Consider the following 22,681-nt stretch of genomic DNA (forward strand, 5'->3'; position numbering starts at 1 on the left):
GTGCGCCGTGCGCACCGGCGGGCCCAGCGGTGCGCACGGCGCACCCTACCGAGTCCCGAGTCCCGAGTCCCGGGTCCCGAGTTCCATAGGGTGGATAAGCGAAGCGCATCCACCACCGGCGGGCCTGCGGCCCGCATGCGGAGCTGGAGCTCCGCGGTCCCAGGGCTAATCCGCCTGCCGGCGCAGGAACGCGGGAATATCCAGGTACTCCATATCGGCATCCGCCGGATTCAGCGTCGGCGCCGGGCGTTTGGGACGCTCGCTCTCCACCCGCCCGCGGTTGTCTGCGCTCTCGCGGCCACCCAGAGCCGAGGAATCGCGGGTATCGCGCATTTCCGCGCGGCGGGCGGTGTTGTCCACCACTTTGGTAGGGCCCGCCTGCTGGGCGCCTTCACCCAAACCCGCGGCCACCACGGTGACCCGCATCTCGTCCCCCAGCTTGTCGTCCACCGCGGTGCCGATCACCACGGTAGCGTCGTCGGAGGCGATCTCCTGCACGATTTCGCCCACTTCCGAGTACTCGCCCAGGGTCAGTTCCTGGCAGCCGCCCTCTTCGCTGCCGGTGATGATATTCACCAGGATGCCGCGGGCGCCCTGCAGGTTGACGTTGTCCAGCAGCGGGCTGCGCACTGCTTTCTCCGCCGCCTCGCGGGCGCGATTCTCGCCCACCGCCGAGCCGGAGCCCATCATCGCCATGCCCATCTCGGACATCACGGTGCGCACATCGGCAAAGTCCACGTTCATGATACCCGGGCGGATCATCAGGTCGGCGATACCCTGTACTGCGCCCAGCAGCACATTGTCAGCCTCTTGGTAGGCGCCCTTCATGGTCACCTTGCTGCCCAGCACCTCCAGCAGGCGGTCGTTGGGGATACTGATCAGCGAGTCCACCTTGTCGCGCAGTTCGAGGATACCCTCCTCGGCCACCTGCGCGCGCTTGCGCCCCTCGATCTTGAACGGTCTGGTCACCACCGCCACGGTGAGGATACCCAGGTCCTTGGCGATCTCCGCCACGATCGGCGCGCCGCCGGTGCCGGTACCGCCACCCATACCCGCGGTGATAAACACCATGTCCGCACCCTGCAGCACCTCGGCGATACGCTCGCGGTCCTCCAGGGCCGACTGGCGACCCACCTCCGGGTTGGCACCGGCACCCAGGCCGCGGGTGATGTTGTTGCCCAACTGCAGGATGGTGCGCGCATGGATATCCTTCAGCGCCTGGGCGTCGGTGTTGGCGCAGATGAAATCCACACCTTCCACTTCGCTGACGATCATATGCCTCACCGCATTGCCGCCGCCGCCGCCAACGCCGATCACTTTGATGACAGGTTTGTCCTGTACGCTATCGACTAGTTCGAACATTGCTGTTCCCCTTTTTTGCTCATGCCAAAATTTTTGTTCGTTCCTGATTTATTGATGGGCACGCTGCCCTTTGCCCATCCTACGCGGTCGAATTAATTCCGCATTCATCAAAGATTCCCGCGGAACCAGTGCTTCACCTTGTCCCACCACTGGTTTTCGCTGCGCGCCGGGCGAGGTTTTGCGTCACTGCTGTCCTCCCGCTGCATGGCGTACATCAGCAGGCCCACGCCGGTGGAATAAATCGGGTTGCTCACGATATCGGTGAGGCCGGCAATGCCCTGGGGCACCGCCAGGCGCACCGGCATGTGGAAAATTTCCTCCGCCAGTTCCACCGCGCCTTCCATCTTCGAGGAGCCGCCGGTGAGCACCACGCCCGCCGCGCACAAGTCCTCGAAGCCACTGCGGCGCAGTTCCGCCTGCACCAGGGTGAAGAGCTCGTCGTAACGCGGCTCAACCACTTCGGCCAGCGCCTGCCGCGACAGATCCCGCGGCGCGCGGTCGCCGACGCTGGGCACCTTGATGGTCTCGTCCTCCCGCGCCAGCTTGGCCAGGGCGCAGGCGTATTTGATTTTCAGCTCCTCTGCATGGGGCGTGGGCGTGCGCAGGGCCATGGCGATATCGTTGGTCACTTGGTCGCCGGCGATGGGAATCACCCCCGTGTGGCGGATGGCACCGCCGGTGAACACGGCGATATCCGTGGTGCCACCGCCGATATCCACCATGCAAACGCCCAACTCCTTTTCGTCCTCGGTGAGCACCGAGTAACTGGAGGCCAACTGCTCCAGAATGACGTCCTCCACATCCAGGCCGCAGCGGCGAATGCACTTCTCGATATTCTGTGCCGCGTTCACCGCGCCGCTGACCAGGTGCACCTTCGCCTCCAGGCGCACACCGGACATCCCCAGCGGTTCTTTGACTCCTTCCTGGCTGTCGATCAGGAACTCCTGCGGCAGCGTGTGCAGAATTTTCTGGTCCGCGGGAATGGCCACCGCCCGCGCGGCATCTATAACCCGGTCCAGGTCCTGCTGGGTCACCTCGCGATCCTTGATCGCCACTATGCCGTGGGAATTCAGGCTGCGGATATGGCTGCCGGCGATGCCCGCGTAGACCGAGTGAATCTCACAGCCGGCCATCAGCTCCGCCTCTTCCACCGCGCGCTGAATCGATTGCACCGTGGATTCGATATTCACCACCACACCTTTTTTCATTCCGGTGGATCTGTGCGAGCCGATACCGACGATATTCAACTCGCCGCCGCCGGAGACCTCGCCGACGATGGCGACCACCTTGGATGTGCCGATATCCAGACCCACGATCATGCGGTGATCGGATGCTTGTGTCATTTTTTACCAACCTCGGTTTCAGAAGTCAGAGGACGGATGACAGAAGTCAGAATGTGCATTGCGCAACCTCTTATTCTCTTCTTCATTCCCCTGCCTTCGGTTTTTTGGCCTCTGTCTTCTGTTCTCTGAAACGAACCGCAACAGCATTGCTGTATCGCGTGTCCACCCGCGCGATTTTTCCCAGGTGCGGCGCCAGTACTCCCCGGCCCAGGCTCAGGAAACGGTTTACCCGCTCCAGCAGCTCATCGTGCCCCAGGCGCAGCTCCATGCCGGAAACCAGCTCCAGGTCCCAGCCGGCCAGATCGTCGAAGGACAACCGCTTCACCTCCATTTCCCGCGTGGTCAGCAGCCCCGCCAGCGCCCGATACTGCGACATGATGCGCTCCACCAGTTCCTCGTCTCCCGCCAGCTCCGGCAGGCGACCGGTGTGCATTCCCGGCGGTCGCGGCAGCAGTTCGCCGCTGGCTACCAGCAATTTATCCTTTCCCCAGACCGCCAGTGGGCGCGCCTCTTCCACCTGTACTTCCACGCCCCGGGGCCAGCGCCGGCTGACCGAAGCGCCGACGATCCAGGGGTGCTGCAACAGCACTTCGCGTATCGCAGCTATGTCCAGGGAGAAAAAACCCCGCTGTAAAAACGGCAACAGGATTTCCTCCACCTCGCGCTGGCTCACCGCGCGAAACGGGCCCTCGACCCGCACATGCTCCAGCGCATCCACCCGGCTCAGTTCCGCAACCGGTGCCCGCTGCCACAGCCACAGCCCCGTATAACTCAGGCCCGCCAGCAGGGCGACGGCCGCTATCGCGAGCAGCAAGGGACGCAGCCGGCTGTTGCTTTCGCCGCCCGTGCGCCGACCAGCGCCCCGTGGAGCGGCCTGATGGGCACGTCGCTTCGCTCCTTTGCCCATCCTACGGCTACTCCCTTGTAGGAACCTGCTTGCAGGCTCCTACAAAGTTCCGCAATCCATTCCGCATTGATGAGGCACATCCCTGTGCCTCACCCCCTACGCGGGCAGCCTTCGGCTGTCCAAATTTGTTCCCGACAAATTTGTCCGCATTCATCATTCTTCTCTATCGCCCAGACGCCAGGCCGCCAGCTGCTGCGCCAGTGTGCCCACATTGCCGGCCCCCTGGGTCAGCACGATATCGCCCGGCTCCAGCAGGTCCGCGAGCACCGGAGGCACCTGCTCCACTTCCTCGATAAAAATCGGGTCCACCTGGCCGCGATTGCGCAGGCTCCGCGCCAGGGTCCGGCCATCCGCACCGGGAATGGGCGACTCGCCGGCGCTGTACACGTCCAACAGGATCAACTTATCCACCTGCGACAACACATGCACAAAATCCTCGAACAGGTCCCGCGTGCGGGTGTAGCGGTGCGGCTGGTAGACCATGACCAGACGCCGCTCCGGCCAGCCGTCGCGCACTGTCTGAATCGTCGCCGCCACTTCCCGCGGATGGTGGCCGTAGTCGTCCACCAGCATGACCTTTGCCGCATCGCCGTCGTCGGTCACGGAATAGTGACCGTAGATCTGGAAACGCCGGCCCACGCCCTGGAATCCCCGCAACCCCTCGCGAATGGCATCGTCCCCGATCCCCTCGTCGGTGGCCACGGCGATCGCCGCAGTGGCATTCAGCACATTGTGAATACCGGGGGTGTTCACACACACGTCCAGCAGGCCGCCGTCCGGACGCTGCACACTGAAATGGCTGCGCAGCGGCTCCCGCTTCACCTCGCGGATGCGGTAATCATTGCCCTCTTCGAAACCGTAAGTGGACACCGGCCGCGACAGCTGCGGTATCACCTCGCGAACATTGGGGTCGTCGCCGCACACCACCGCCAGGCCGTAGAACGGGAGGTTGTGCACGAAATCGATAAATATCTGTTTGACCTTTTCGAAGTCGCCGCCGTAAGTCTCCATATGGTCGGCATCGATATTGGTCACCACCGTCACCATCGGCTGCAGGTGGACAAAAGAGGCATCGCTCTCGTCCGCCTCGGCGATCAGGTAGCGGCTCTCTCCCAATGACGCATTGGCGCCGGCGCTGTTCACCAGACCGCCGATCACGAACGTCGGATCTTTCTTGTCCGCGGCGAAAATCGACGCGATCAAACTGGTGGTAGTGGTCTTGCCGTGAGTGCCGGCCACCGCGATGCCGTAGCGGTAACGCATCAACTCGCCCAGCATCTCCGCACGGCGTACCACGGGTATACGCTTCTTCCGCGCCGCCGCCAGTTCCGGGTTGTCACCGTGAATTGCAGAGGAATTCACCACTACATCCACCCCGCGAATATTATCCTCGCTGTGGCCGATCTGGACTTTTACGCCCAGCTCGCGAAGCCGCCCGGTCACCGGGGATTCACGCAGGTCGGAACCGGAAACCTCGTAGCCCTGGTTCTGCAGCACTTCGGCGATACCGCTCATGCCGGCACCGCCGACACCGATAAAATGGATGCGGCGAATGCGCCGCATCGCGGGCACGCTGTAGCGGTTTTGTTGCACTGTGGGTTCTACCAGAGACATATCAACACCCTATCTCTTCGCGACAGGCGGCAAGCACCTGCTCCGTCGCATCAATTTTCGCTACCCGGCGGGCCGCCTCGGCCATCGCCAATAATTTTTCCGGCTGCGTCAAAAATTCTTTCAGCAGCTCCGCCAGCTTCTCCGCGCTCAGTGTGTCCTGCTGTATCACCACTGCCGCTCCCGCCTTTTGCAACCACTCGCCGTTCCTGGTCTGGTGGTCGTCGATGGCGAAGGGGAAAGGCACCATAATCGCGCCCACACCCGCCGCGGCGATTTCCGAAACAGTCAATGCGCCGGAGCGACAGATAATCAGATCCGCACCTGCGTAAGCTGCGGCCATATCCGCGATAAACGGCACCACTTCCGCCTGCACATCCGACTGCAGGTAGGCTTCGCGCGCCACGTCCAGGTGGCGCTGGCCCGCCTGGTGCACAATCCGCGGGCGCAATGATTCGTCCAGCAGCGATACCGCCTGCGGCACCAGTTCGTTGATGGCCACCGCACCCAGGCTGCCGCCCAGTATCAGCAGCCGCAACGGCCGTTCCCGAGCGATACGCGCGGCCGGTTCCGGCAGCTGCGCGATCTCCGCGCGCACCGGGTTGCCCACCTGGTGGCCGCCGGGAAGCCCGCTGGGAAAGGCCTCCAGCACGCGGCTGGCGATATGCGCCAGCAGGCGGTTGGTGGTACCCGCCACCGCATTCTGCTCGTGAATAATCAGCGGTACGCGGCACAGTCGCGCAGCCACGCCGCCGGGGCCGGTGGCGAAACCGCCAAAACCCAGCACCGCATCCGGTTTCATCTCTTTTACGATCCCCCACGCCTGCCAGACCGCGCGGGAAATTTGCAGCGGTGCCTTCAGCAGGGCCAACCTGCCCTTGCCGCGCACCCCTTCCACAGTGATAAAGTGCAGTGGAATCCCCATCTCGGGAATCAGCTGCGCCTCAATACCCCGCTCGGTACCCAGCCACTCCACCTCCGCGCCGCGATCGATCAACGCGCGCGCCACCGCCAGCGCGGGAAATACATGACCACCGGTACCGCCGGCCATGACCAGGAATTTTTTTCCGGAGAACGGCGCTGCATTTTCGTCCATCAGGCCGCCTCCCCTTTGATACTGCGGTCGCCCAGCTGCAGCGGGTTGAATATCGGCAGATGGCGTACCTTGTCTTCACCGGACATCCCGCTGTCCACGGCACTGCTCAGTTCCCACTGCACCCTCAGCGCCAGCGCGAACAGCGCGCAGCAAACCACCAGGCTGCTGCCGCCGGAGCTGACGAACGGCAGGGTCAGCCCTTTCGTGGGCAGCAGGCCCGAAGCCACACCCATATTTACAAACGCCTGCCCTGCCAGCAGCACCGCAATACCGAAAGCGAGCAGCGCGGCGAAAAATTTCTGCTGCGCCAGGGCCTGCCGCACCAGGCGCAGCAGCGACCAGGTGAGCGCAACGAACAGGCCAATCACCACCAGGCCGCCAGCCATGCCCCACTCCTCGGACAGGATCGCGAAAATAAAATCCGTGTGCGCCTCGGGCAGGTAAAACAATTTCTGCACACTGTTGCCCAGACCCACTCCGAACCATTCGCCGCGACCGAATGCGATCAGCGACTGGGTGAGCTGGTAGCCACCGGCAAACTGGTCCCGCCAGGGATCCAGGAAAGTGGTCAAACGCTGCAACCGGTAGGGACTCACCAGTGCCATCAGCGCCAGCGCGCAAGCCGCCAGGCCCACCAATAAAAATGTATGCGGCAGGCGCGCGCCGGCGAGGAAAACCATCGCCAGTACCGTACCGGAAATCACCACTACGGAACCGAAATCCGGCTGCAGCAGCAACTGCACCGCCACCACTCCGAGAATCACCACCGGTACCATAAAGCTGCTCCAGTGGCGCAGCTGCTGGTTGCGGCGGGTCAAAAAGCTGGCGAAAAACACCAGCAGGCAGAACTTGGCAACCTCCGCCGGCTGTACGGTGATCGCACCCAGCGCCAACCAGCGTCGGCTGCCGTTGACCTCGCGGCCGATACCGGGGACCAGCACCGCCAGCAGCAGCAGGCAGGCGAACAACAGCAGCGGCCAGGACAACCGCGACCACACCGACAGCGGCACTTGGCTCACCACCAGTGCAACCGCGATTCCGACGCCGAGAAATAACAGGTGGCGCTTGAGGAAAAACCAGGGGTCCTGATAAATATCCGCGGCGAAAGCGATGGACGCGGAGGCCACCATCACGATGCCGATACTCGCCAGCGCCAGTACGCAAAATGGCAGCAGCCAGTCGTAGCGGGTATCCACTGTCTTTTCCACCTGGCTCACGCGGCACCTCCCCTGGGAGCGCCGGCACCGGCCAGTTCGACCACGGCGCGGCGGAAATCGTCGCCGCGCGCCTCAAAATTCCGGTACATATCGAAGCTGGCGCAGGCGGGGGACAACAGCACATAGTCGCCGGGCTGTGCCAGCGCGCGCGCGCGGGCTACCGCGTCTTCCATGGATACGGCGCGGTGATTTTCCAACTGCCCGGCAAATGCATCGGCGACCCTGTCGCCGTCCACACCGATGGTCACCAGGGCGCGCAGCGCAGCAGAGGACCCCGCCAGCGGCGCGAAGTCCGCACCCTTGCCGTCGCCACCGGCGATCAATACGATTTTTGCGCTGCCGGTGGCCAGGCCGTCCAGCGCCGCGCGGGTCGCACCCACATTGGTACCCTTGGAGTCGTTGACGTAGGTAACGCCCTCCAGGTCCAGGACCCGCTCGCAGCGGTGGGGCAATCCCTTAAAGGTGCGCAGGGTGGACAGCATTGCCTCCATGGGCAATTCCACCGCGCAGCCCAGCGCCAGGGCCGCGAGCGCATTGGCCACATTGTGCCTGCCCACCATCGCCAGTTGACCCACCGGCAGCAGTTTCTCCACGCCCCGGACCAGCCACTCTTCACCTTCGCTTTGCAACAGGCCAAACTGCTGCAGGTCGGGCCTGTCCAGGCCGAAACTCCACTCGCGGCTGTCCTTCGACAGGGGCCCGCGGGTCAGCGGGTCCGCGCGGTTGACCACCAGCTGCCGCGCACCCCGGTAGATCCGCTGCTTGGCCCGATGGTAGTCGGCGAGGCTCTCGTAGCGGTCCATATGGTCCGCGCTCAGATTCAAAATGGTGGCGACGGTGGGAGTCAGGGAGCCGGTGGTCTCCAGTTGGAAGCTGGACAGCTCCAGCACAAACAGCTGCGGCGACGGCTCTTGTTCCGCTGAGGGCTCTTTTTGTTCCGCTGAGGGCTCTTTTTGTTCCGCTGAGGGCTCTTCTTGCTCCGCTGAGGGCTCCAGCAGATCCAACACCGGCACGCCGATATTGCCGCCCACGCGCACATCCACCCCCGCCCTCTCGGCCATCAGGCCCAGCAGGGTGGTCACGGTGCTCTTGCCGTTGGAACCGGTAATGGCGACAACCTCCGGCGGCTGCGGCAGTTTTTTGAGTTCGCGGGCAAACAGCTCGATATCGCCGATAACCGGGATGCCCTCGGCCACGGCTTTTTGCAATGCGGGCTCGCTCAGGGCTACGCCGGGACTGGCAATAATTTCACTGGCATTGAGCAGTGTCTCCTCTTTCAGCGGCCCGGTTTCCACCGGGACCCGGGGAAACTCCCACTGAAACTGCTCCAGCCCCGGCGGCTGGCTGCAGCTGTCCACAACCACGGGAGAAAAACCGGCGCGCAGCAGGAAGCGCACCACCGAAACACCGGTGGAGCCCATGCCGATAACCACTTTTTTCTCCGAGGTTGCGATCAATGCCATTGGTTTTTCGTTTAACGTTGTCTGTAGGGTGCGCCGTGCGCACCGGTCACTGTGTTTGGTGCGCGCGGCGCACCCTACTTTCCATCTCTGTAGGAGCCTGCTTGCAGGCGAAAGGATCGGAGCTTCGATCTATTCGCCTGCAAGCAGGCTCCTACAGGTCCATCCAATCCGGTGGCTAGCGCAGCTTCAGGGTCGCCAAACCGGCCAGCACCAATATCACGGTGATAATCCAGAAGCGCACGATCACCCGGGGTTCCGGCCAGCCTTTCAGTTCAAAATGGTGGTGCAGCGGCGCCATGCGGAAAATGCGTTTGCCGGTCAGTTTGAACGACGCCACCTGCAGGATCACCGACACCGTCTCCATCACGAAGACGCCGCCCATGATGAACAGCACGATTTCGTGACGGGTGATCACCGCGATAATCCCCAGCGCCGCACCCAGCGCCAGCGCGCCCACATCGCCCATAAACACCTGGGCCGGATAGGTGTTGAACCAGAGGAAACCCAGACCGGCGCCTCCCAGCGCCGCGCAGAAGACCGCGAGTTCGCCGGCGCCGGTAATCGAGGGGATATGCAGATAATTGGCAAATTCCACGTGACCCGCGAGATAGGCGATGACGCCCAGGGCACCGCCCACCATCACCGTGGGCATGATTGCCAAGCCGTCCAGGCCGTCGGTCAGGTTGACGGCGTTGCTCGAGCCCACTACCACAAAATAGGTCAGCAGGATAAAAGACACCGGCCCCAGGTTGATTGCCACGTCCTTGAAGAAAGGGAAAAAAAACTGGGTTTCCGCCGGGCTGGTGGCGCTCATATAGAGATATACCGCCGCACCAAGGCCGGCGATGGACTGCCAGAAATACTTCCAGCGTGCGATAAGCCCACGGGGGTTTTTCTCCACAACTTTTTTATAGTCGTCCACGAAACCCACGGCGCCGAAAATAAAAGTGACCAGCAGAACCACCCACACATAGCGGTTACCCAGGTCAGACCACAGCAGCGCGGAGGAAAAAATCGCCGCGAGAATCAGGGCGCCACCCATGGTCGGGGTACCGGACTTACTCAGGTGCGTCTGCGGGCCGTCGTCGCGCACCGCCTGCCCAACCTGCAGGCGGTTCAGCCAGGTGATCATGCGCGGGCCCACCACCAGGGAAATCCCCAGCGCGGTCAGCGCGCCAAAAATCGCGCGCACCGTGAGGTAGTTGAACACCGAAAAGGCGCTCACATATTGTTGTAGAATTTCTGCCAGCCAGAGCAGCATCTCTTATCCTCTCAATCGTTCCCGGGCTCGATCAGCGCCTGCACTACCAGCTCCATACGGGCACTGCGGGAACCTTTCACCAGCACCGTGGTGTCGTTATTCAGTTCATGGGAAAGCGCGGCGATCAGCGGTGCTCTATCCCGGTAGTTGTGCAGCGGCCTCTGCCGCCCGGCACAGAAAGTGACGCTGGCCGCCGCGCTCAGCGACCCGAGGGTAAACAGGGTGTCGATACCGCGCTCCCGCGCCAGTTCTCCGACCTGTCTGTGCATGGCGTCCGCTTCCGGGCCGAGTTCCGCCATGTCGCCGAGCACCAGGATTTTTTTTCCGGGGCGCTGGGCCAGCAGCTCGATGGCCGCGGCCACGGAACCGGGATTGGCGTTATAGCTGTCGTCGATCACCGTCGCGCCCTGGAGCCCTTCGTGGGTCTGCATGCGGCCGGCCACACTGCCCAACTGGCTGAGGCCGCTGGCGATTTCTGCGGCGGGCACTCCGGCGGCAAAGGCGCAGCCGGCTGCCACCAGGGCGTTGTGCACATTGTGCTCGCCGAGCAGTTGCAGCCGCACCGGGTGGGCCAGGCCCTCCACCACCAGATCGAAAGCGGCGCAGCCGCGGGCGTCCAGTTCAATATTGTCGGCGTGAATCGCACAGTCGTGGCCCAGGCCCACATCCAGGGTTTGGATGCCCTCGGGCATCTGGCCGCGCCAGTAATCCGCGTAGCCGTCATCGTCGTTGACCACCGCGGTGCCGCCGTTTTCCAGGCCGGTGTAGATCTGTCCCTTGGCCGCGGCGATGGCGTCCACCGAACCAAAGCCCTCCACATGTGCGGGCTTTACGTTGTTCACCGCGCTGACCTGCGGTTTGCCGATACCGCACAGATAGCCGATTTCGTCCGGACCGCTGGCGCCCATCTCGAGGATCAGCACATCGTGATCGGGACGCAGGCCGAACAAGGTCATCGGCAGGCCGAACTGATTGTTCAGGTTGCCGCGGGTCACACAGGCGTTGTGGCGCTGGGCAAAAATCGCCGCAAGCATTTCCTTGACCGTGGTCTTGCCGCAGGAGCCGGTGATCGCGATCACGCGTCCGTTGAACTGCTCCCGGCACAGCCGGCCTATCCAGCCCAGGGCGACAGTGGTGTCCTCCACTATCCACTGGGGCAGCGCACTGCCGGGAATCTCCCGTTCCACCACCAGGCCCAGCACCCGCTCTTCCAGGTCGCCGACAAAGTCGTGGGCGTCGAAGTTCTCTCCCTTCAGGGCCACGAACAGCGCCTGCTCATCCAGCTCGCGCGTGTCTGTGCACACGCGATCGAACTGCACCGAACCGTTGACCAGTTCGCCGCCGAAACGGGCTTGCAGCTGTTGCAGGGTGAGTGGGTTGATCACTCTGTGGCTCCTGTCTGGCCGGCGGCGCGCTCACGCAGTACCGCGGCGGCCTGTTCGCGGTCGCAGAAATGAATTTTTTCCCCGCCGATAATCTGGTAGTCCTCGTGGCCCTTGCCGGCGATCAACACTATGTCGCCGGGCTGCGCCTCGCGCACGGCGCGCGCAATGGCCACGGCGCGGTCGATTTCCACTTCCATATTGCTGGCCGCGCCCTCGAGAATATCGTCGATAATTTTTTGCGGGTCCTCGCTGCGCGGGTTGTCGCTGGTGGCGATGGCGCGATCGGCCATTTCCGAAGCGATGCGGCCCATGGGTGCGCGCTTGCCGGTGTCGCGGTCACCGCCGCAGCCGAATACGCACCAGAGCCTGCCGCGGCAGTAGGGGCGCGCCGCTGCCAGGGCCGCGCGCAGGGCCTCCGGGGTGTGGGCGTAGTCCACCAGCACGGTAACCTCGTCCGCGCTCTCCACCTGTACCCGCTCCATGCGCCCGGGCACCGCGCGGATATGGGGAAAGGCCGAGAGAATATCGTCGAACGGCATTCCTCCGGCGGCCGCGGCGGCCACCACCGCCAGCGCATTGTGAATATTGAAATCTCCGATCAGCGGCGCCACCAGTTCACCGCTGCCCCAGGGGCTGGCGAGCTGTACGGAAAAACCGCTGTCCAGGCGGCGCAGGTCGGTGGCGTGCAGGTCACCCGCCTGCAGGCCGTAAGTCACCACCTTCAGGTTGCGCAGCCTGCAGCGCTCCGCCAGCTGCGCGCCAAAGGGGTCGTCCAGGTTGATGATTCCGCGCTTGAGCTTGGGCAGGCCGAACAGCTTTTCCTTGGCGGCGCCGTAGGCGGCCATGTTGCCGTGGTAATCCAGGTGGTCCCGGGACAGGTTGGTGAAAATGGCGGTGTCGAAAATAAGCCCGTGTACCCGGCCTTGGGCCAGCGAGTGGGAGGACACTTCCATGGCCGCGGCGCGCACGCCGCGATCGCGAAATTCCGCATATTCCGCCTGCAGATGTACCGGGTCCGGGGTGGTGAGGCCGGTTTCCTGGAGATCGATTTCGCCGTCATTCCACACGCCGTTGCCGATGGTGCCCATCACCGCGGCGCTGCCGAAGTGCCGCGCCAGCAGCTGCGAGGTCAAATAGGCGCAGGTGGACTTGCCGTTGGTGCCGGTCACCCCCACCAGGTGGATGGACTCCGTGGGGTGATCGTAAAAACGCGCGGCGATTTCTCCCACGCGCTTGGCCAGGCCCGGCACGCAGGCCACTTCCACGCCGTTGCGGGTTTCGCTGCCCAGCTCGTTCCCGTCCGCCAGCACCGCGCCGGCACCGGCCGCTATTGCCGCATCGATATAGTCGCGGCCGTCCACCAGGGTGCCGCGCAGGGCCATAAACAGGTCGCCGGCGCGCACCTTGCGGCTGTCCAGCGCCACTCCGGTCACCGGGATATCGGGGATGCCCGCGTAGCCGGGCACCAGTTGCAACAGGGAAACCTTGCGCTGACTCACGATTTCGTACCTCTCAATTCCAATCGCCTGGCCAATTGCTGTTCCGGCGACGCCACTTCGGCGGGCGGCACCTGCAGCAGGCGCATCGCACCGGCCATCACCGCGCCGAACACCGGCGCGGCCACTTCGCCGCCGTAATACTTGGCGTGCTTGGGATCGTCGATCACCACCACCGCGGCCAGGCGCGGCCTGTCCGCGGGGATAAAGCCGGCAAATACCGAGCGGTAGCGGTTGTCCACATAGCCCTGGCTGCCTACCTTGTGCACAGTGCCGGTCTTGCCCGCCACCCGGTAGCCCTCGACGGCCGCGTGCTTGCCGGTGCCCCGGGGGCCGATCACGGTTTCCAGCATGGCGGTCACCTGTCGCGCCAGCGGCGCCTCGACCACCCGCTCGGCCTCTTCGTTTTTTTCACCCCCGGATAAAACCAGCGAAACCGGGCGCTTGAGCCCGGCGTTGGCCACCACGCTGTAGGCGTGGGCCAGTTGCACGGCGTTCACCGTCATGCCGTAGCCGAAGGCGAAATTGGCCCGCTCGATCGGGTGCCAGCGGCTGCGGCTGGGCAGTATGCCCGCCACCTCCCCGGGAAAGCCGCTGCCCACCGCCTCCCCCAGGCCCAGGCGGTAAAAGAGTTCGCGCAGCACGTTTGGTTCCAGGTCCATGGCGACTTTGGTGATGCCCACTTGGCTGGATTTGGTGATCACACCGGTCAGGTCCAGCTGGCCGTAGTTCACCGGGTCCACCAGGGTCTTGCCCGGCAGGCGGATATAGCCGGGGCTGGTGTCGATCGGCGTGTGCGGCCGATAGCGCCCGCTCTCCAGCGCCGCCAGCGCGGTGAGCGGCTTGATGGTGGAGCCCGGCTCGAACTGGTCGATCAGCGCGCGGTTGCGCATGGCCGCCGCCGCGGCGCCCTCGCGGTTGTTGGGGTTGAAGGAGGGCTGACTGGCCATGGCCAGCACATCGCCGCTGCGGGTGTCCAGAATCACCATAAAGCCGGAGCTGGCCTCGTTTTCGGCCACTGTGCGCTTGAGTTCGCGGTAGGCCAGATACTGCAGGCGCATGTCGATGGACAGGCGCAGGTCGCGGCCCGGGCGCGCCTCCCGCTCGGTAGCCAGGTCCTGCACCGTCCGACCTTTCAGGTCCTTTACCACCTGCTGCCAGCCGGGTTCGCCGGATAGCCACTGGTCGTAGGCCAGTTCCAGCCCTTCCTGGCCGCGATCGTCGATATTGGTAAAGCCGAGCAACTGGGCCACCACCTCGCCGGCCGGGTAGAAGCGGCGGTATTCCTTTTTGCTGTAGACGCCGGCGATATCCAGGGACAGGGCTCTGCCCGCCTGGTCCGGCGACAGGTGGCGGCGCAGGTACATGAATCCCCTGTTGCGGTATTTTTCCAGGCGTTTGGCCAGGTCCGCCGGTTTCATTTCCAGGGCCGCAGCCAGGCGGCGCAATTCGTCGGCGCCGGCTTCGCGCAGCAGTTCGGGGTTGGCCCAGAGGCTGTGCACCGGGGTGCTCACCGCGAGCAGTTCGCCGTTGCGATCGACGATGGCGCCGCGGTAGGCGGCGATCTCTTCGGTGCGAATGGTACGCGCGCGTCCCTGGTCCTGGAGGAAGCGGTAGCCACGCTCCTCCTCCGGCAATACCTGCAGGCGCGCGAGATGCAGTACCAGGGCCAGGGCAAGCAGGCACAGCAGAGCCGCCACCAGCGCAAAGCGCCAGCGGGCGATACCCGGTTGTGGTTGCTGCTTTTTCACCGCGCCCATTTGCTCTCTAGTCCTCGGTCTTTCTAATCAATACCCGCTCCTCGGGAGCCGGTACGTGCATATTCAGTTTTTCCCGCGCCACCTGTTCGATACGGTTGTAGGCGGACCAGGCGCCGCGCTCCAGCAGCAGGCGCTCCTGTTCGTAGCGCAGCTCATCGCGGGTGTGCTGCGCTTCCACCAGCTCCGCAGTGAGTGCGCGGCTGCGCTGGGTGCTGTACACCACCGCCAGCGAGGAGGCGATGGCGGCCAGCCATAGCGCGGCCACCGCCAGTATCCTCTTCCCGCTCACGGCAGTTTCTCTCCACCCAACCTTTCGGCCACCCGCATTACCGCACTGCGCGAGCGCAGGTTTTCGTCCACTTCGCCGGCTTCGGCGCGCACTACCTTGCCCACGGAGCGCAGTTTCCTTGCGATCTGGCTGTCCATCACCGGCAGGCCGCGGGGCAGTTTCGGCCCGCGCTCCTGGTCGCGGATAAAGCGCTTCACCAGCCGGTCTTCCAGCGAGTGGAAGCTGATCACTACCAGCCGCCCGCCGGGGGCGAGCAGTTGCAGCGATTTTTCCAGCGCCTGCTCCAGGTCTTCCAGTTCTCCATTGATATGGATACGGATCGCCTGGAACACCCGCGTCGCCGGGTGCTTGCCCTTTTCCCAGGCGGGATTGGCTGCCTTGACCACTTCCGCCAGGTCCAGGGTGCGCCGGAACGGCTTTTCCGTCCGGCGCCGCACTATGGCTGCGGCCATACGCCGGGCGAAGCGCTCTTCGCCGTATTCCCTGAACACCCGCGCCAATTCCGCTTCCGACTCGCTGTTGACCCATTCCGCGGCGCTGATGCCGCGGCTGGTATCCATACGCATATCCAGCGGGCCGTCCTGCATAAAGCTGAAGCCCCGCTCGGCCTGGTCCAGTTGGGGTGAGGACACGCCCAGGTCGAGCAGGATGCCGCTGACTTCTCCGCGATGTTCTTCCGCCGCCTCGTCCATAGTGGCGAAGGAGCCGTGCCAGATGCTGAAGCGCCTGTCATCGGCAAAGCGTTCACCGGCGTAGGCCACCGCCTGGGGGTCCTTGTCGATACCCAGCAGGCGCCCCCCGCTGTTCAGCCGCCGCAGGATCGCCGCGCTGTGTCCGCCGCGACCGAAAGTGCCGTCTATATAAAAGCCGCCCGGATCGGTGACCAGGGCGTCCACGGCTTCGCGCAATAGCACGCTGCGGTGCAGTTCTTGCGACAAACAGCTTTTCTCCTATCTATATATTTTGGGTACCGAGCGATATATCAGGCTCCCGGGCGGCCCTGCTACCGGGGGCTGGTTGCGGGACACGCTGTGAATACGTCCCTGTACGCTCTCCACGGCCATCCATGGCCGCAGAAGGTCCCGCAACCAGCCCCCGGCATCAGGGCCTTCGCATCACGCTTGTCTACTCGTTTCGAGTCCCGAGTCCCGAGTCCCGAGTCCACAACATCATAGAGAGAGCGATGCCATCTCCTCCGGCATCTCGCCCTCTCCCTCACTGCTGTCGAGCCAGTCCATCCAGCGGTCCTCGCTCCACAGTTCCAGTTTCTTGCCCTGCCCCACCAGCATCAGTTTCTTTTCCAGGCCGGCGTATTCGCGCAGGGTCGGCGGAATCAGTACGCGGCCGTTGCCGTCCACCTGCAGCTCGCAGGCGTAGCCGATCAGCAGTCGCTGGGCGCGGCGCGCCACTTTGTTGAAGCTGGACAGGGCCTCGATCTTGGGCAGGATCTCCTGCCATTGGGGCTCCGGGTACACCAGCAGGCAGCGCTCTTCCGTATGGGCGGTGACCACCAGGCGGCCGCCACAATCTTCCAGCAGCGAGTCGCGGACCCGCGCCGGAATGGCCAGACGCCCTTTGGCGTCCATATTGATTGCGTGGCTGCCCAGATACACTTTTTGTCCAAGCCTGCTGTTTAGACACCCGTAGGTGCACCGTTATGTGGCCGTGGGGTTTGCGCATTTTTTATCCACACACTGGTGAATACCCACTTACAAACGCAAATAAACCACCAAACTCCACAAATTTCCACTTTTTTCCACTTAGGACACTATAAATCTGGTCTGCACAAAGTCAAGGAAATCCACGGTAAACTGCCGCGAAATCCCAGTAATTTCGCGGCCTGCAGGGGGTAACCGGTGAGCTGGCAGAGGGTTTTCGGCACCGCAATTGCGCCGTGAAGCAAGCACTTACTTATCCAAGGTGAGATATTACTTTAACTTCGGCCTCGATGGGATTGGACCCATATTTGTTAGCAAACACTAACAGAGTTTTGGCCGCATGGCGGTAAATTCAACGGGCAGAGGGAAGAGCGCGAGCGGGAATGCTTTTCCCGCCAGGTTCATTTCGGCAGCGGAACGGAGGGGAAGGAGCCGCAAGGTAAAGGTAGATGGACAGGCTCCGGAAGCTGACCGCTGCCCCAACCAGGGCGCGGCCGCACTCGTCAGAGCCTGTTTAGAATCTCGCGAAGAACTCTCCAGGTCGGGAGGGGCGCCTCTTTTCGGGACCGTATGAGGCGGGGATGCCGATTACGAGCGTACAGGGACGTATTTAAGGGGGGCGCCCAGCCCGTGTCCCGGAAAGAGGCGCCCCTCCCGACCCCGCGCTGGACGTGCAGCACCATAGCTCGCAAACAGGCTCTCAGAGGTATTTGGCCCAGGTGCGGTTGGTGCCGTGCTTGAAGCGGGCGAAGGCCTGGGTGGGGAAATAGAGCAGCACCGACAACAGTCCCGCGATCAGCCAGATCCACCAGAGGTGGTCGACACCGAAGCGTTCGCCATGGTTGGGACCGAAAATCGCCAGCAGGATCTCGTAGCCGACCAGCAGGACGTAGAGGTGCAGGATGTAGAAAAACATCGGCGCGGAACCGAAGGTCTCCAATATATCGGGCATTCTGCCGCTGCGGTTTTCGAACCACGCCAGCAACAAAAACATCGCACCGAGGGTCATCAGCAGGAACGACAGGGACGGCGGGTACTTGGTGAAATTGACAAAGGACATCAACGTCTGCAGCGCAGTCTGCCCGGTAACCCAGGGAAGCGTTTCGCCGTAGAGATTAAAGCCGCGCAGCACCGGCAACAGCGCCAGGCAACCGAATCCCAATACCAGCAGAGTTTTCCGGCGGCGCGCGAGCTCCACCGTCCGCGCGTAGAGGGGTCCGGCAAAATATCCCAGCAGAATGACGCCGATCCAGGGCAGCACCGGATAGCTGATCTTGATGCGCAGGGTTTCTCTGTCCAGCAGGAAGCCTCGGTCGTGCAGTATGGTCCAGAAGCTGTAACCGAATTCGCCGGGAGAAAAACTGATCGGGGTCAGCAGGTTGTGGCCGAACACGATCAGAAAACCCAAGGCGCCGATCATCCAGTAGCGCAGTTTTACCAGCAGAGAGAGCACGATCATGCTGAGGCCAATGGCCCAGATAACCTGCAGCCACAGGGTGTGATAGCTGCCGAGCCAGGAAAAATTGATCAGCGCCACCTCGACGAACAACAGAAAAAGTCCGCGCTTGAACAGGAAAGCGCTCGGCGAGCGGAACCCTCCCCTCGCCGGATGGGCGTACAGCCAGGCGGACAGGCCGGTCAAAAATATAAAAGTGGGTGCGCACAGGTGCGCCGACAAGCGGGTAAAAAACAGCCCGGGCGAGGTGCCGTTCACATCCATCGGATCGGAAACCTGCATATGCAGGAAGAACCTTTCCCGCACGTGGTCCACCAACATCACCAGCATTACCAACCCGCGCATGATATCGATCGATGCGATACGCGAGTTGGTGACAACTTCCTCCGAGGCCGCGGTGGCCGAAGCGAAAGCCGGTACTGTTGTTGAACTGCTATTCATGGAATCGACGCTCCCTATCGCATTGCATTACAGACTGTAACGCATGCCGAGGGTATAAGTAAGCGGGGCGCCGGGCATGGTCCACCATTTGTGATAGGAACTGCTGTAGTACCGCTCGTTCAGAAGGTTGTCGACATTCGCAAAAAATTTCAGCTTGTCGACCGGCGAATAAGAGGCGAACAGGTTCACCAGGGTGTACTCCGGCAGAATATAGTCGGGGTCGATGGTTTCTCCCAGCCGGTCGCCCACATAGTGGACCCCCAGTCCCAGCATTGCCGGCGCGCCACCGATTTCAAAATCCCGCGCGAACGACAGGCTGCCGCTGTGCTCGGGAATATTGATCAGGCGGCTGCCCGCGGGTATGTCTACAATCCAGTCGCGGTCGGTTACGTCCCTGCCGGTCTCGGCGTCCACATAGGCGTAGGTGAATTGCAGGCGCAGGTTTTCGGCGATTTCCCCGGACAGGTCGAATTCCACACCGCGGCTCTCCGCCTCGCCCAGGGCGGCGGAGCCGCCGTTGACCAGGTCCGCGGTGAGCACATTGGACTTCTCCGCCCTGAATACCGCCAGGGTCCCCCCCAGGCGGCCATCCTCCGTGGACATTTTGACACCGGCTTCATAGGACTTGCTCTCCTCCGGATCGAACGCCTCCCCGGAGAAATCGGAGCCGGTATTCGGCCTGAAGCCCTCCGCGTAGCTGGCGTATAGCGACAGGTTGGGCGTTGCCTCGTACACCAGCCCGGCGCGCGGGCTGGTGGCGGTCTGGGATTCTGAGCCACGGGTGTCCGCCAGGCGGTTGGTGATCTGCTGGTCGAAATCGTCGTAGCGCATCCCCAGCAGCATCTTCCACTGCTCCCCCAGGTCGATCTGATCCTGGACGTAGATGCCCCGGGCGCTCTGCTCTTCGAGCCTGTCGGACTGCGATGCCGGCAGCGGCTGCTCGCCGCCGTAGACCGGATCGAAGATATCGATCGAATAGGTGGGGTCCATGGAGGCGAAGCCTACCCGCCAGCGGCGCTGGAGGGTATCCAGCTCGAATTCGTAAGTGTCCACCCCCACCAGCAGGTGGTGGGTGAAACCGCCGGTGTCGAAGGAACCGGTCAGCTCCAGGCGGCCGGAAAGGTCCTCCGCGTCGAAATTCCGGTAGCGGCGCTGCCGGGTCAATGTCCTGCTGTCCTCCAGCAGCAGCTGCCGCCCGGCGGAGAGTTCGGCGTCGGCGGAGTAGCCCTCGAAGGAGGACTCCCGGTAGCCCAGTCCCGCCAGCAGCTGCCAGCCGCCGTCCAACTGGTGCTGCAATACCAGTTGGTGGCCGGCGGCCTCGATTTCTATGGGTCCGTTCTGCGGGTCGCCGAGGAACCGGCTCACCGGCAGCACATCCGGGTCGCCGTCGATGGCGACGATGCCGCGGTCAAACAGCGCCTCCTGCTCCACCAGTTCCAGTTCGTACGACAGGGAGGTGCCGTCGGAAAGGTTGAACAGCAGGGAGGGGTTCAACGCGTACTTGTGCGGCTCGGTATCCCTGTAGCCCTGCGCTTCGTCGTAGGCGCCGTTGAGCCGGAAGGCGATACTGTCCGTCAGCGCCCCCGTGTAGTCCCCTTCCAGCCGAAGGGAGTTGTAGCGCCCGGCCGAGACCTGCACATAGCCGTCGGTTTCAAACTGAGGCTTCTTCGTGACCAGGTTGATGGTTCCGCCCGGTTCGCTGCGCCCGTACAGCGCCGAACCGGGACCTTTCATCACCTCGATGCGCTCGATATTGGAGATATCCCGGAGACCGCTAAAGCCCCGGCCGGCATTGAAGCCATTGATCAGGTATCCGGAGGGTACATTTTCGTCACCGGCAAAGCCGCGGACGGCGAAACTGTCCCAGAGCCCGCCGAAATTATTCTGGCGCGCCACGCCACTGGCGAAATCCAGCGCACCCTGAAACTCCACAACGCCCATTTCGGCGAGCGAATCACCGGAGAGAACCTGTATCGCCTGCGGCAGGGATTCCAGCGGCGTATCGCCGCGGTAGGGCTGCTTCTGGGAGACCACGACCACCTCTTCCAACTCCCCCTGGGGCGGTTCCTGGGACAAGGCGGGAGAAGCGCCTATCAGGCAGGCAGCGCTCGCGAAAATTGAGCGACGGGACAGTGACTTCTTATTTGTAAACATGGGATGGGACTCAAAAACATTATGATACATCATAACATAATAAGGGCTGGAGCCCGTTTCGGGCAAGTCCGCAACCCGTCTTTTCGCTATGGTGAGATCAACATGACTTCGGGGAAATAGGTCCTGAATCGCCGCACATCCCTGGTAAGCACTTCCGCTCCCGCCGCCTTCGCGTGTGCGCCAATATAAAAATCCGGCATTGTGCTTGTTTTGGCGCCGCTGTTTTTCCGATATTTTGTGAATACCCGGGCGGCATCAAACAGTGCCTCCCTCGGAATTTCCTGAATCGATACGCGGATCGCATTCAATACGGAATCCAGCTCTGCGGGCGTATCAAAATCGATACTGATCTCACTGTAGATAACCGGATTGATTATCAGGTCTTCCCCGTTTGCAATCTGTGCTCTCGTGGCAGACGCAGACCACTCGAACCAATCGGCATCCTCAGTAAATATGTCGATCAACACACAGGAATCTACCAGTATCACCTGTCCTTTCCCCGGCTGAGGTCCATTATCTCGTCCGCGGTCATCCGCAGACCCTTGCCTTTGGCTATACCAATAACGGCCGCCAGCGGGTCTTCCTCCTCCACAACGACCAGGCACGCACGCCCGTTAACTTCCTCCCACGTCACTTCCGTTTTTCCCGGGACGATATGCAGCTTTTCCCGTATTGCCTTGGGAATAAGTACCTGCCCCTTCTGGGTAACTTTGCTCATCGGCTCGATCTCAATGTATTACCTATGCCATTGATGGTAATACCTGAGATGGACCGCCACAAGTGTCGACCCGGCCTCTACAAATACCAACAGGAAAAGGAGATACCATTCCCGCTGTCGGAAAAGGCGCCAGGGAAAAGTATTCCCTTCTAAGGTTTTGAAAATATTGAGGATTTCTGAGGGGAAGCCCGATTCGCAATTCTATAGCCGGTATGGCGTCGCGAACCGTCGCTCTCCCGCAGTAAAACCGCGGGAGGTGACGAAATCGTTGAGCTGGCCTGTAAGCCGGGTTCTGTCGAGGACAATCATTCATCTGGGATGTGTGTCGCCACACACCTCAAGCGACCTACCCGCCCCCAGTGCGGGTCACACCTGTAGGGGGCCTATTTGGTCTTGCTCCGGACGGGGTTTACCATCGCCGCAGACTGTTGCCAGCTGCGCGGTGCGCTCTTACCGCACCGTTTCACCCTTACCTGTGCCCGCTTTCGCGGGCCATCGGCGGTCTACCTTTCTGCTGCACTTTCCGTAGGCTCGCGCCTCCCAGGCGTTACCTGGCGTCCCACCCTGTGGAGCCCGGACTTTCCTCCACCGCCCCACCCGAAAGCGGAGCGACAGCGATTGTCCGGCCAGCTCGCGGCGAAGGGTAATGTGGCGGGAGGGGGGATGCAAGGGATATCCGGACTCGGGACTCGGGACTCGGGACTCGGGACTCGGGACTCGGGACTCGGGACTCCAAAAGTATCGCGGAGTTTGAATCGAAGGCCCTGATGCCGGGGGCTGTTTGCCGCAGGGATGTATTTACGGGGGGGCGCCTAGCCCGTGTCCGGCAAACAGCCCCCGGCAGCAGGGCCGCCACTGAACTGGCTACAGAGTCCAGAGCCCGGAGCAGGCACCATAGCAATCGGGCGGTTGCGCGCTCTGTTAGCGAGATCGATCGCGGCCATGGGCCGCTTCTCTAAAGCGGCCCCTGAAGTCAACCACTAATCTGGTTTTTGCACTGGACAGCTGTTACTGAGTTTCAGGCTTCTCTACGTGGTCGCCTTTGGCGCCGACAAGATGTAATC

At 62.7% G+C, this 22,681-nt stretch carries 18 protein-coding genes and 1 other RNA gene; all 19 read right to left on the reverse strand.

What is annotated here, in order from left to right; genetic code table 11:
* Window positions 1–165: 165 nt before the first annotated feature.
* Window positions 166–1,362 carry a cell division protein FtsZ gene (ftsZ, locus tag ACRC0P_RS05120; protein ID WP_438628708.1) on the reverse strand — a complete coding sequence of 399 codons (1,197 nt, stop codon included), beginning with the start codon at window positions 1,360–1,362 and terminating at the stop codon, window positions 166–168.
* 107 nt (window positions 1,363–1,469) lie between these two features.
* Window positions 1,470–2,705 (reverse strand): cell division protein FtsA, encoded by a 1,236-nt coding sequence (gene ftsA, locus ACRC0P_RS05125; RefSeq protein ID WP_438628709.1) that lies wholly within the window; start codon window positions 2,703–2,705, stop codon window positions 1,470–1,472.
* A gap of 82 nt (window positions 2,706–2,787) precedes the next feature.
* A complete protein-coding gene (locus ACRC0P_RS05130; RefSeq protein ID WP_438628710.1) occupies window positions 2,788–3,519 on the reverse strand; it encodes a cell division protein FtsQ/DivIB in 732 nt (243 codons plus the stop codon).
* Between the two features lie 246 nt (window positions 3,520–3,765).
* Window positions 3,766–5,226 (reverse strand): UDP-N-acetylmuramate--L-alanine ligase, encoded by a 1,461-nt coding sequence (gene murC / locus ACRC0P_RS05135; protein WP_438628711.1) that lies wholly within the window; start codon window positions 5,224–5,226, stop codon window positions 3,766–3,768.
* A 1-nt stretch (window position 5,227) separates the two neighbouring features.
* The gene (murG, locus tag ACRC0P_RS05140) at window positions 5,228–6,319 is read right to left on the reverse strand and encodes an undecaprenyldiphospho-muramoylpentapeptide beta-N-acetylglucosaminyltransferase (protein WP_438628712.1); all 1,092 of its coding nucleotides are present in this window, start codon (window positions 6,317–6,319) and stop codon (window positions 5,228–5,230) included.
* Window positions 6,319–7,536, reverse strand: coding sequence for a putative lipid II flippase FtsW (ftsW, locus tag ACRC0P_RS05145; RefSeq protein WP_438628713.1), 1,218 nt, complete (start codon window positions 7,534–7,536; stop codon window positions 6,319–6,321). The genes murG and ftsW overlap by 1 nt, the downstream gene beginning before the upstream one ends.
* A complete protein-coding gene (gene murD, locus ACRC0P_RS05150; protein ID WP_438628714.1) occupies window positions 7,533–8,999 on the reverse strand; it encodes a UDP-N-acetylmuramoyl-L-alanine--D-glutamate ligase in 1,467 nt (488 codons plus the stop codon). Before murD ends, ftsW begins: the two co-directional genes overlap by 4 nt.
* A gap of 175 nt (window positions 9,000–9,174) precedes the next feature.
* The gene (mraY, locus tag ACRC0P_RS05155; protein WP_438628715.1) at window positions 9,175–10,260 is read right to left on the reverse strand and encodes a phospho-N-acetylmuramoyl-pentapeptide-transferase; all 1,086 of its coding nucleotides are present in this window, start codon (window positions 10,258–10,260) and stop codon (window positions 9,175–9,177) included.
* A gap of 11 nt (window positions 10,261–10,271) precedes the next feature.
* Complete coding sequence (locus ACRC0P_RS05160) at window positions 10,272–11,645, reverse strand: UDP-N-acetylmuramoyl-tripeptide--D-alanyl-D-alanine ligase (RefSeq protein WP_438628716.1); 1,374 nt, start codon at window positions 11,643–11,645, stop codon at window positions 10,272–10,274.
* Window positions 11,642–13,144 (reverse strand): UDP-N-acetylmuramoyl-L-alanyl-D-glutamate--2,6-diaminopimelate ligase, encoded by a 1,503-nt coding sequence (locus ACRC0P_RS05165; protein WP_438628717.1) that lies wholly within the window; start codon window positions 13,142–13,144, stop codon window positions 11,642–11,644. The genes ACRC0P_RS05160 and ACRC0P_RS05165 overlap by 4 nt, the downstream gene beginning before the upstream one ends.
* A complete protein-coding gene (locus tag ACRC0P_RS05170; RefSeq protein ID WP_438628718.1) occupies window positions 13,141–14,901 on the reverse strand; it encodes a peptidoglycan D,D-transpeptidase FtsI family protein in 1,761 nt (586 codons plus the stop codon). Before ACRC0P_RS05170 ends, ACRC0P_RS05165 begins: the two co-directional genes overlap by 4 nt.
* A 7-nt stretch (window positions 14,902–14,908) precedes the next feature.
* Entirely contained in the window at window positions 14,909–15,190 is a 282-nt protein-coding gene (gene ftsL / locus ACRC0P_RS05175) for a cell division protein FtsL (protein WP_438628719.1), read from the reverse strand.
* Complete coding sequence (gene rsmH / locus ACRC0P_RS05180; protein WP_438628720.1) at window positions 15,187–16,128, reverse strand: 16S rRNA (cytosine(1402)-N(4))-methyltransferase RsmH; 942 nt, start codon at window positions 16,126–16,128, stop codon at window positions 15,187–15,189. The genes ftsL and rsmH overlap by 4 nt, the downstream gene beginning before the upstream one ends.
* A 231-nt stretch (window positions 16,129–16,359) precedes the next feature.
* Complete coding sequence (mraZ, locus tag ACRC0P_RS05185) at window positions 16,360–16,803, reverse strand: division/cell wall cluster transcriptional repressor MraZ (RefSeq protein WP_438628721.1); 444 nt, start codon at window positions 16,801–16,803, stop codon at window positions 16,360–16,362.
* Between the two features lie 745 nt (window positions 16,804–17,548).
* Window positions 17,549–18,745: a DUF1624 domain-containing protein gene (locus ACRC0P_RS05190; protein WP_438628722.1), complete on the reverse strand. Its 1,197-nt coding sequence runs from the start codon at window positions 18,743–18,745 to the stop codon at window positions 17,549–17,551.
* Between the two features lie 27 nt (window positions 18,746–18,772).
* Entirely contained in the window at window positions 18,773–20,821 is a 2,049-nt protein-coding gene (locus ACRC0P_RS05195) for a TonB-dependent siderophore receptor (RefSeq protein ID WP_438628723.1), read from the reverse strand.
* Window positions 20,822–20,985: 164 nt separating this feature from the next.
* Entirely contained in the window at window positions 20,986–21,387 is a 402-nt protein-coding gene (locus tag ACRC0P_RS05200) for a type II toxin-antitoxin system VapC family toxin (protein ID WP_438628724.1), read from the reverse strand.
* Entirely contained in the window at window positions 21,384–21,617 is a 234-nt protein-coding gene (locus tag ACRC0P_RS05205; protein WP_438628725.1) for an AbrB/MazE/SpoVT family DNA-binding domain-containing protein, read from the reverse strand. The genes ACRC0P_RS05200 and ACRC0P_RS05205 overlap by 4 nt, the downstream gene beginning before the upstream one ends.
* 265 nt (window positions 21,618–21,882) lie before the next feature.
* Window positions 21,883–22,251: RNase P RNA component class A (gene rnpB, locus ACRC0P_RS05210), an RNA gene on the reverse strand.
* Window positions 22,252–22,681: the final 430 nt, after the last annotated feature.

The organism is Microbulbifer sp. (assembly GCF_051659245.1).
Classification (GTDB): domain Bacteria; phylum Pseudomonadota; class Gammaproteobacteria; order Pseudomonadales; family Cellvibrionaceae; genus Microbulbifer.